12 protein-coding genes are annotated in these 10,451 nt (G+C 27.8%); 1 reads left to right on the top strand and 11 read right to left on the bottom strand.

What is annotated here, in order from left to right; all coding sequences use genetic code 11:
- The first annotated feature begins 305 nt into the window (after positions 1-305).
- Positions 306-878 (top strand): T9SS type A sorting domain-containing protein, encoded by a 573-nt coding sequence (locus MPF13_RS03790; protein ID WP_249980986.1) that lies wholly within the window; start codon positions 306-308, stop codon positions 876-878.
- A gap of 82 nt (positions 879-960) precedes the next feature.
- Here MPF13_RS03790 and MPF13_RS03785 read toward each other — a convergent pair whose 3' ends face one another.
- From MPF13_RS03785 to MPF13_RS03735, 11 genes are all read right to left on the bottom strand, one after another.
- On the bottom strand, positions 961-1,734 hold the full coding sequence (locus MPF13_RS03785) for an enoyl-CoA hydratase/isomerase family protein (protein WP_249980985.1): 774 nt from the start codon (positions 1,732-1,734) through the stop codon (positions 961-963).
- Positions 1,735-1,745: 11 nt separating this feature from the next.
- Positions 1,746-3,155, bottom strand: a complete 1,410-nt coding sequence (locus MPF13_RS03780) for a sensor histidine kinase (RefSeq protein WP_249981002.1) — start codon at positions 3,153-3,155, stop codon at positions 1,746-1,748.
- Positions 3,156-3,205: 50 nt separating this feature from the next.
- Positions 3,206-3,670, bottom strand: coding sequence for a hypothetical protein (locus MPF13_RS03775; RefSeq protein WP_249980984.1), 465 nt, complete (start codon positions 3,668-3,670; stop codon positions 3,206-3,208).
- A 25-nt stretch (positions 3,671-3,695) separates the two neighbouring features.
- Positions 3,696-4,880, bottom strand: coding sequence for an NTP transferase domain-containing protein (locus tag MPF13_RS03770; RefSeq protein ID WP_249980983.1), 1,185 nt, complete (start codon positions 4,878-4,880; stop codon positions 3,696-3,698).
- Between the two features lie 114 nt (positions 4,881-4,994).
- Positions 4,995-5,468 carry a cyclic pyranopterin monophosphate synthase MoaC gene (gene moaC, locus MPF13_RS03765; protein ID WP_249980982.1) on the bottom strand — a complete coding sequence of 158 codons (474 nt, stop codon included), beginning with the start codon at positions 5,466-5,468 and terminating at the stop codon, positions 4,995-4,997.
- Positions 5,468-6,673 carry a molybdopterin molybdotransferase MoeA gene (locus MPF13_RS03760; RefSeq protein ID WP_249980981.1) on the bottom strand — a complete coding sequence of 402 codons (1,206 nt, stop codon included), beginning with the start codon at positions 6,671-6,673 and terminating at the stop codon, positions 5,468-5,470. Before MPF13_RS03760 ends, moaC begins: the two co-directional genes overlap by 1 nt.
- Before the next feature lie 89 nt (positions 6,674-6,762).
- Positions 6,763-7,755, bottom strand: a complete 993-nt coding sequence (gene moaA / locus MPF13_RS03755; RefSeq protein ID WP_249980980.1) for a GTP 3',8-cyclase MoaA — start codon at positions 7,753-7,755, stop codon at positions 6,763-6,765.
- Positions 7,748-8,164, bottom strand: coding sequence for a hypothetical protein (locus tag MPF13_RS03750; RefSeq protein WP_249980979.1), 417 nt, complete (start codon positions 8,162-8,164; stop codon positions 7,748-7,750). The genes moaA and MPF13_RS03750 overlap by 8 nt, the downstream gene beginning before the upstream one ends.
- Positions 8,164-8,577: a DUF6691 family protein gene (locus tag MPF13_RS03745; protein ID WP_249980978.1), complete on the bottom strand. Its 414-nt coding sequence runs from the start codon at positions 8,575-8,577 to the stop codon at positions 8,164-8,166. The genes MPF13_RS03750 and MPF13_RS03745 overlap by 1 nt, the downstream gene beginning before the upstream one ends.
- Positions 8,578-8,580: 3 nt before the next feature.
- Complete coding sequence (locus MPF13_RS03740; protein WP_249980977.1) at positions 8,581-9,138, bottom strand: YeeE/YedE family protein; 558 nt, start codon at positions 9,136-9,138, stop codon at positions 8,581-8,583.
- A 2-nt stretch (positions 9,139-9,140) separates the two neighbouring features.
- Positions 9,141-10,391, bottom strand: a complete 1,251-nt coding sequence (locus tag MPF13_RS03735; protein WP_249980976.1) for a 3-deoxy-D-manno-octulosonic acid transferase — start codon at positions 10,389-10,391, stop codon at positions 9,141-9,143.
- Positions 10,392-10,451 lie beyond the last annotated feature (60 nt).

The following is a 10,451-nucleotide window of genomic DNA, read 5'->3' as shown; positions in this document are numbered from 1 at the left end:
ACTTTACAATATAAAAATTTAGTTAATTGTTTCATCAAACTATTGGTACGTTTGATATAAAAAAAAGCGAGTCTTTCTTAAGACTCGCTTTTTTTATTCACCCAAATTCATCTATTCTTTGATAATATTAAAATATGTAATATTATTAACAATATATACTATTTTAACTTTACATTTAGTTAACATTAAGTTTAAGAGTTAATTTAGAATATAAATATACCAATTCTATTGTTTTCTATACATAATCTCACTTATATCTTTGCAGTGTTATTAATCCTAAAAATTAAAAGAAGATGAAAACAAAAATGAAAACAATTTTATTAGTAGCATTAATGTTTGGAACATTAATTGGTTACGCTAAGGATGCTAACAACTCTAAAGAGTTAAAAGCAAAAAGAACCGTTAAAGTTGAATTTAAAAATGTAAAAAAAGGACAAACTTTAACTATCAAAAACGAAAATGGAGTTTCTGTATATAGTAATCAAATTCAAATTGCTGGTAATTATTCAAAAATATTTGATTTTTCTGCATTAGAAAATGGTGTTTACACTGCAGAATTAAACAAAGATTTTGAAATTATTATAAAAGAATTTTATGTGAAAAATGGTTTTGTTACTTTTTTAAACAACAGTAATAAAAAACTTTTTAAGCCTGTAATAAGAACAAAAGACAACTTTATATATCTTTCTAAACTTGCTTTAAATAAAAAAGAAATGAAAGTATCTATCTATTATAAAGGAGAAAACATTCTTACTGAAACGCTTAAAGGAAATGATCTATTAAAAAGAATTTATAAGTTATCAGAAATAAAAACTGGTGATTATAAAGTTATTGTTAATTCTGATAATAGAACCTACATTAAAAATTTTAATATCTAAAAACTAAGTTAAACCACATCAAACTACTGCCATATTTTGATGTAAAAAGCGAGTCTTATTATAGACTCGCTTTTTTTATTTATTAAAAGTTAGGTTTTCTTTTATTTAAAAAAGCAGAAGTACCTTCTTTAAAATCTTCTGTTCCAAAACACTCACCAAACTCGTTTATTTCAATATCAAAACCATTTACTCCATCTTCAAAACCAGCATTAATTGCTCTAATTGCTGCACTAATAGCAACAGATGAATTTCTCATAATTTTTAAAGCAATTTTATCAGCCAAGGGCAATAATTCTTCTTGAGAAGTTACATGATTTACCAAACCTAAATTTAAAGCATCTTCAGCAGAAATCATTCCAGCAGTCATAATCATTTCCATTGCTTTTCCTTTACCAACTAATTGTGGCAAACGTTGTGTACCTCCATAACCTGGAATAACTCCTAAAGAAACTTCTGGCAATCCCATTTTTGCATTGTCAGAAGCAATTCTAAAATGACAAGACATTGCCAATTCTAAACCACCTCCTAAAGCAAAACCATTTACAGCAGCAATAACAGGCTTAGATAAATTTTCAATAAAATCGAATAAGATTTCTTGTCCTTTTTTTGCTAAAGTAGTTCCTTCTTCTACAGAAAAATTTGCAAATTCAGAAATATCTGCACCTGCTACAAATGCTTTTTCTCCACTTCCTGTTAAAATAATTACTCTTACAGTTTCATCTTCTTCTAATGCTTTAAAAGCTTCAAAAAGTTCTTGAATAGTATCTTTATTTAAAGCATTTAACTTTTTTGGTCTATTAATAATAACTGTAGCCAAATTTTCACTTTGGTTTATTAAAATATTTTTAAAATTCATAATTTATAAATTTATGTTTTTGGTAAAATTACTGTAAACACAGTTCCTATGCCTTCTTCTGAAGTAAAGGAAATAGAACCTTCATAAGCTTCAATAATATTTTTAATCATAGCTAAGCCTAATCCCATTCCACTAGTTTTAGTGGTAAATTTTGGTTCAAATATTAAATCTTTTACATTATCTGCAATTCCTTTTCCATTATCTGATACAGAAATTTTAAGATTTTTTTCTTCACTTAAAACTTTTACTTCAATGAAAGGGTTTTCTTCTTTATCTGTTGCTTGTATTGCGTTTTTTACCAAATTAGTTACAATTCTAATCAATTGTGTTTTATCTAAATTGGCATATAGTTCTTTTTCTTGTGGATGATATTTAATATAGTTTTCATTAAAAATATCTAAGGCAAATTTTACAACACTAATTGTTTCAATTTTTTCTTTTTTCTGAGTAGGCATTTTTGCAAAATCTGAAAAAGCAGAAGCAATAGAACTCATTACATCTATTTGCTGAATTAATGTTTGACTGAATTCTGTTAATTTATCTTTTGCTTTTTCATCTTGTGGATTAAATCTTCGTTCAAAACTTTGAACCGTTAATCTCATTGGTGTTAATGGATTTTTAATTTCATGAGCCACTTGTTTTGCCATTTCTCTCCAAGCTTGTTCACGCTCACTTCTGGCTAATTTAGCAGCACTTTCTCCCAATTCATCAATCATATTATTGTAAGCATCTACTAAAATTTCAATTTCTGTACTTGCAGTATTTAAAATTATCTTTTCATTTCTTTTATTTAAACGGGTTTGTTCCATTTTATCAGAAATGGTTTTTATAGATCTTGTAATATAACTAGATAAGAAGTAAGCTATAGCAATTGCTATGATAAACATTAATAGATACACCAAACCTAACCTAGAAATAAACTCTCTTAATTCTTTTTCTATTTCAGAGTTATCTTGTGTAAATTGTAATTCTAAAATTCCTATTCTTTTAAATTTAGAATCGTTTATATAAGAAAATGAAGATTGGTAGCCAATTCCTTTTTCTTCTCTAGATTTAAGTATTTTATGATTCGAATTTTGTGCTAATTCTTTTAAAATTGCTTCAGAAACAGGTTCTATATTTACTTTTTCAAAAGCTGCTGCAATAGAAGATTTTAACAACTTTCCTTCTAAATCGAAAATAGAAATGTTTAATTTATTAATTGATGATATTTCATAAATACGTTCTTTAAAAATTTTAGCTAAATTTTCTGTATTTACAGGATATGAAGTTTTATTTTTTAACTCTAACTCTATGGTTTGCTTTGTGGTTGCTTCTTTACGTTCAAAACGTTGAATATTATAATCTTTTGTTTGCTCATCATATTGATAAACGGTTACAACCAATATTAATACTGATGCTAATAACACCAATAAAATCATTGATAAAAAAATACGTATTCTTAAAGAAATCTTTTTTAAGCCAAACAAATTTATTCGTTTTTAATTATTTTAGTTTTCATTGTTAGTAGGTCATCAAACTTTCCATCATTATCCCAATCATATTTACTTTTCCCTACAAAACCATTTTCTGTTTTAGTTATATGATAACTTACTTTCATATCTCTACCTCCATAATGAAACTCAACTGTTAAAGAATCATCAACCACATTCCATTTTCCTGAAGAATTAGAAACATGGTTTCCTTGTTTGTTTTTAAACCAGGCAGAAAAAGTTCCATCTTTATTGTATTTAGATTGCGCAACTAATTCTGGGTTATTGTCAAATTTATCTTCAACCACATTTAACGAATCTGTATTATTTACAGTTTCCATTTCAATTTTTAAATAAGTAGTTTCCCAACTATTTATCATGTAATCTTTAGTAGAAAGTTCTGGTTCACAACTTGCAAAAAGCATTCCAAAAAGTGTTATAAAAAATAAAGTTTTAGTTTTCATGATACTATTTTATATGATTCTAAATTTACAATTTATTTATCTCTGTTTTAGCAGTCTCAAATTCTTCTGGAGTATTTACATTTCTAATAAAAACATCATCAATTTCTACAATTTCTACGTCAGAATTGATTAACATTTTACGAGGACAAGAATAACCTTGTGCTAAATATTGCAATAAAATTGGATACGATTTTGGCTCGTATATTGTAATTAATGGTTCTGGAAAATCTTTATTTTTCCCTTTTATTGCTGTTGCAGTTTTACTTGGGTTTCTGTGTTTTAAAACTAATTGAATAATTTTATCTGTTACAAAAGGTACATCTGTTGCCAAAACAAACCATGCTGCATTTGGGTCTTTTTGAAATGCAGAACAGATTCCTCCAAAAGGACCTAAATTTAGAAAAACATCAGGAATTTCTTGAGACCTTTCGACTGCGCTCAAGGTGACATCTTGCGTTTTATTTGTCATTTCGAGCCTTTCGTCTTCGCTCAAGATAAACTTCTTCGAGAAATCTCTAACAGAATAAAAAGTTTGCAAATTGTTATTCTCTAGTAATTCTTTTGCAGCTTCTTTTTGAGGTTTTCCATAATAATTGAGTTCAGATTTGTCTTTACCCATTCTTGTACTTTTACCTCCAACCAAAACCAAACCTTTTACAGGTGCAATTTTTTCTTGAATTAAATTATTAATGTGATTTGCAATCTTATCAACCTCATCAATTGTATAACAAGTAATATTTTTTATTTGAGGATATTTTTCTTCTAAAAACGAAAAATACTCTGTGTTTTTAGTCAATTTTACAACAAACTGAATACTATCTAACTGTTCTAATCTTTTTAAAACAGAAGCTTCTTTTGCTTCATCTAAAATTAGAATTTGTTTTGCTCCTTGATAATGATTCCCGTTGATAAAAACGTAATCAAACTGAGCAAAATCTAATCTTTGTTGAAACTTATTGATATTTCCAGAAGTTGTAATTTGTAAATTCCCTTGATGATGAAAAACATATTCAGACAATGAGTTTTGAGCAACATCTTTTGCATGAGAAGCATCAAAATAAGCTAATTTATAATTTGATAATTTCTCTGAAACTTGATGCACTAAATCAGAAATAACACCACATTTTGTTCCTAGAATTGCAATTTCATTGGGAGCAAAATTATCGTTATTTCTTCTTACTAAATTGGTATGTTTGGTATGCTTTTTCATTCTTCGTAAATTCTATAATTATCTCTTGTCATTTCGACTTTATGGAGAAATCTCATAACAATTAAGAGATTTTTCGACTTCATTTCATTTCGCTCAAAATGACAATAAAACTATTTAGTTTCTAATATCAGATTTTCCTCCTGTTTTTTCTAACAGTTTTACTTCCTTAATAATCATTTTTTGACTGATACTTTTACACATATCATAAATTGTTAAACATGCAATATTTGCACCTGTTAAGGCTTCCATTTCTACACCAGTTTTACCAGTTATTGTAACTTTACAAAGCACTTCTATGTTTTCAGAATCTACAATTTCAATATCTACATCTACACCATTTATTAATAATGGATGACACATAGGTATTAATTCTGATGTTTTTTTTACCCCCTGAATTCCCGCAATTATTGCTGTTTGAAAAACGGGTCCTTTTTTGGTAGTTAACTCATCATTTGTAAAATGAGCAATTACTTCTTTTCCTAAAAACATGGTTGCTTTTGCAATAGCTGTTCTTTTGGTAATTTTCTTATCAGAAACATTTACCATTTTAGGATTTCCTTTTGAATTTAAATGACTGAATTTACTCATTATCTATACCTAATTATATTAAAAACCTCTCCTTTTTTAAAAAGTATTTCTTCCTTTTTTGGTAACTGAATAAAAGCATCTGTTTTTACTAAACTTGCTAAATCTCCAGAACCATTTCCTTTAATTGGAAAAGCAACTAAATGTCCAAATTTACTTTCTAATCTTACTTGTAAAAAGTATTCTAAATTTGGTTTAAAAGATACATCTTCTCCTAAAATTGCAGTTTCTTCTTTTGGTTCTACTCCTACAGATTTAAAATACCAAGGATAAAAATACGCCAAACAATTTACAAAAGTTGAAATTGGATTCCCAGGAAATCCGAAAATATTGCAATCGGCTGTTTTACCATAAAAAAATGGTTTTCCTGGTCTTTGAGCTACTTTGTGAAATAGTTTTTCTACTCCTAATTCATCAAAAACTTCTGGTAGAAAATCGTACTTACCTTTACTAACTGCACCACTAAAAAGTAACACATCATACTCTTTTAAAAAACCCTTTATTTTTTCTTTTAAAATAGGTTTATCATCTGTAATATGAGCAGTTTCTGAAGAAATATGTAACCTTTCTAATAACGAAACCAATGTAAAAACATTACTTCTTCTTATTTGATGTTCTAAAGGAATTTCATCTACACCAACCAATTCATCACCAGTAGAAACTATCATTACTTTGGGCTGTTTTGCAACTTTTACTATTGATTTACCAACTGTTGCTAAAACACCAATTTCTGCAGCAGAAATAATTTTGCTTTCTGAGATTAAAACATCTCCAACTTTACCATCTTTTCCTTTATTGTGAACGTTTTGTTTCTCGTTTATAGCATCTATATTGATTGTTGCAATTCCGTTTTTGATAGTTACATCTTCATAACGAATTACTGTATCTGCATTATTTGGTAAAACTGCACCTGTCATTACTTCAATACAGTTTTCAGAATTTTGCAATGACAATTGTTCACTTCCTGCAGCTTGAATACCTTCTACTTTAAAAGTTAATTGTCTGTTAGATCGCAGTCTAGAACTAAATTCCTTAAAATCAATAGCAATTCCATCCATAGAAACTCTATTAAATGGTGGAAAATCTCTGTCTGCTACAATTTCTTCTTTTAAAATTCTGCCAACAGAGTTTATAAACGGAATTTCTTCAACACCAAAATCTTGTGTTGAATTTAAAATTATGTTTTTTGCTTCTTTTACTGAAATCATAAATGATTGTGTAATCGTTTATTTGTTAAATTGTGTAATTGAAAACGTTTTATTGTAACTGTTAAACAATTCCACAATTACACTTTTTTCTAGCCACCAATTGTACTCATACTTTCAGAAACATTTCCTTTTTTACGGTTTGCTTCTGCTATAAAACCGTTTTCTGGTTTCTCTCTTACTAAAGATAAAAAGAGTTCTTTTAAATCATTATTAGAAGCTCCTTTTCTTATAAAATCTCTTAAATTAAAAACGCCATCATCAAACAAACAATTTTTAAAAGTACCTGTACTTGTAATTCTAATTCTATTACAATCATTACAAATTGTTCTTGTAAATGCTGGTATAATCCCAAAAGTTCCTAAGTGATTATCTATTTTAAAATTTCTAGAAGTTGATGATTTTTCTGACTGAATTTCATCTACAGAAAATTCTGTCTTAACCTCATTTAAAATTTTATTAAATGTCCAATTTTCGTTCATGTCTCTTTGCCCTTTTCCGTTAAAAGGCATTTCTTCAATAAAACGAACAGCAACATTTTTATCTTTTGTTAATCTTACAAAATCTGTAATTTCATCTGTATTAAAACCAGATTGTACAACTACATTTAGTTTTAAATTTAAGTTGCTCTTTTCTAGCAATTCAAAAGTTTTATATACTTCAGGAAAAACATCTCTTCTTGTAATTTTAGCAAACTTTTCTCTTTGCAAACTATCTATACTTAAATTGATGTTTTTAACTTTTTCTAGTTTTTCAATTTTATCTATATGATGAGAAATTAAGGCTCCATTTGTAGTAATATTAATAGCGTCTAATAAATCGTTGTAAGACAACATTTCTAAAAAACCAACAAAATCTTTACGTACAAAAGGTTCTCCACCTGTTAAACGCACTTTATTAACGCCCAATTCTGTAAGCACACGAATTAAACGATACATTTCTTTAAAAGTTAATAGCTCTTGTCTTGGAACAATATCAATTCCGTGAGCAGGCATACAATATTGGCAACGTAAATTACAACGATCAGTAACTGCTAATCGTACATATTCCATTTGTCGTCCAAAATTGTCTAATAACTTACTCATTAAAAGGGATTAAATCTGGTAGTAAAATATTTTGTTTTGCTTTTTTTGAAGCGAAAACATCACCAGAATAGTGTGTTGAAATTATTGCCTTAAAATTACTTTTTAATTGCGAGAATTCATTGATAAAATCTTGAAAATCGTAGGCATCAGAATTTTGGATATATTTATCCATAATTTGAATGGATGCAAAAGTTACTGTTGCATTGTATTTACCATCTGCATTGTATTTATTGGCAAAATCTTGCAATTGTTTGCTATATTTTTCAAAAGCAATTTGTTTACCATATTTTGTTATATAAATCCAAGCCAAACGTAAATGTGCTTCGTGTGTAAACCACAAAGGACGAAATTTATTTAGCGTAAATTGCTCTTCAAATTCTAAGTCAGATATTTTCCAATGACGTTCCATTAATTAGGTAACTTCTTACTTAACAATCCATAAATAAAAGCGCCAATTACTGCTCCTAAAAGAACCACTAAAATTGCAATTGCTCCTTGACCTGCTAATACATACATTGGTCCTGGACAAGCACCAGATAAAGCCCAACCTAAACCAAAAATGGTTCCACCAACAAGAGTTTTAACAAATCCTTTTTCTTTATCTTTTACAATAATTTTATTCCCTAAATAATCTTTAATTACTTCCTTTTTAAAAAGTTGCATAATTACAATACCAATAACAACTGCACTTCCAATAATACCATACATGTGGAAAGATTGAAACTTAAACATTTCGTAGATACGATACCAAGAAACAACTTCTGTTTTGCTTAAAATAATTCCGAATAAAACTCCGATAATTAAAAATTTGATGTTTTTCATTGTCTAAAAAATTAAAGGAATTAGAAACCAAGTCATTACTAAACCACCTATAAAAAAACCAATAGTTGCAACTAAAGAAGGCAATTGCAAACTACTTAAACCCGTTATTGCATGACCAGAAGTACAACCACCTGCATAACGTGTTCCAAAACCAATTAAGATTCCTGCCCCTATTAAAATTAAAAATCCTTTTACAGTTAGTAAGTTTTGTAAACTAAAAATTTCTTCTGGCAAATAAGTTTTACCTGCATTAGCAAATCCTAAATCTGTTAATTCTTTAACTGTTGTTGGGTTTAAGTCTATTACTTGAGATGACATTAAAAATTCTGATGAAATGAAACCTCCAATTACAATTCCTGCTATAAAAAACAAGCTCCATTTTCTTTCTTTTAAATCAACTTTAAAGTAATCAGTTAATTTACCTGCTCCTCCAATTGTACAAAAAGTTTCTAAACTTCTAGAAACTCCAAAAGCTTTTCCAAAATAAAAAGTTAAAAAGAGTACAAATGCAATTAAAGGACCTCCAACAAACCAAGGCCAAGGTTGAGTTATAAATTCCATTTTTATAGTTTTGTTTTTAAGTAGTTCATAATTAGTTTGGTTGCTCCAAGATTGTCTTCAATATATTTTTTATTAATAACACCTGTTAGATTTCTAAAATTTTCATCTTCTTTTAACATGATGAAGTTTTGTGTAAATTCTTCTTGATTTTTTATAGAAATACATCCACCAATCTTAACCAAATCTACAGCTTCTTTAAATTTGTCGTATTTATTTCCAATCACTACAGGAATTCCGAATGTTGCTGGTTCTAAAATATTATGTAAACCTGTTTTTAAACCTCCTCCTACATAAGCCACATTTGCAGCTGCATAAATTTTTGTTAGAATTCCAATGGTATCAATTATAAAAACTTGATATTCTTCTAATCTAACAGATTTCTCGACTGCGCTCGAAATGACATCTGTATATTTTATAACTTTTTTATTGATTGATTTTTGTAATTCTAAAATTGCATCACCTTTAATATTATGAGGAGCAATGATAAATTTTTCATCATCTGAAGCATTATTATTAATATAGTTTACTAATAGCTTTTCGTCTTCACTCCAAGTGCTACCTGCAACAACTGTATATTTATTTTCTTTAAATTGATTGATAAATTCTAAAGTATTGTCTTGTTCTAAGATTTTAGAAACTCTATCAAAACGTGTATCTCCTGCAACTGTTACGTTTTTAAAATTGATAGATTTTAGCAAATCTGAAGATTCTTGATTTTGTACATAAAAATGATGAAAGGCTTCTAAAGATTTCTTCATAAAACCACCATAATTTTTAAAGAACAATTGTTTTTCTCTTAAAATTCCAGAAACTAAAATAGTAGGAATTTCTTTTCTTTTTAATTCGTTTAAAAGATTTGGCCAGAATTCATATTTGATAAAAATTGCAAATTCGGGATTTACATTTTCAATAAACTTTTTAGCATTAGATTTAGTATCTAAAGGCAAATAACAAACAACATCTGCCAAATCATAATTTTTACGAACTTCATACCCTGATGGCGAAAAAAAAGTAACTAGAATTTTATATTGTTTATAATTCTTTTTAATTTCTTCAATAATTGGTCTTGCTTGTTCAAACTCTCCTAAAGAAGCTACATGAAACCAAATAGTTTTCTTATTTTTTAAACTAGAAATTTTAGAGAAAGTTTCTTTTCTTCCGTTAACAAACAATTTAATTTTAGCATTAAATATTGCTATTATTGGTAATAGTAAAGATGCAATAAAGACCAAAAGGTCGTATAGAAATTTCATAGCTGCAAAAGTACAAAATACTAATAAGTAAGTTTCAAAAAATAAAGCCCATAAAAAAAG

The organism is Polaribacter sp. Z022, assembly GCF_023555495.1.
In the GTDB taxonomy this organism is placed as follows: domain Bacteria; phylum Bacteroidota; class Bacteroidia; order Flavobacteriales; family Flavobacteriaceae; genus Polaribacter.
Note: the sequence above shows the minus strand (reverse complement) of the source record. Positions and strands in the feature narration are given on the sequence as shown.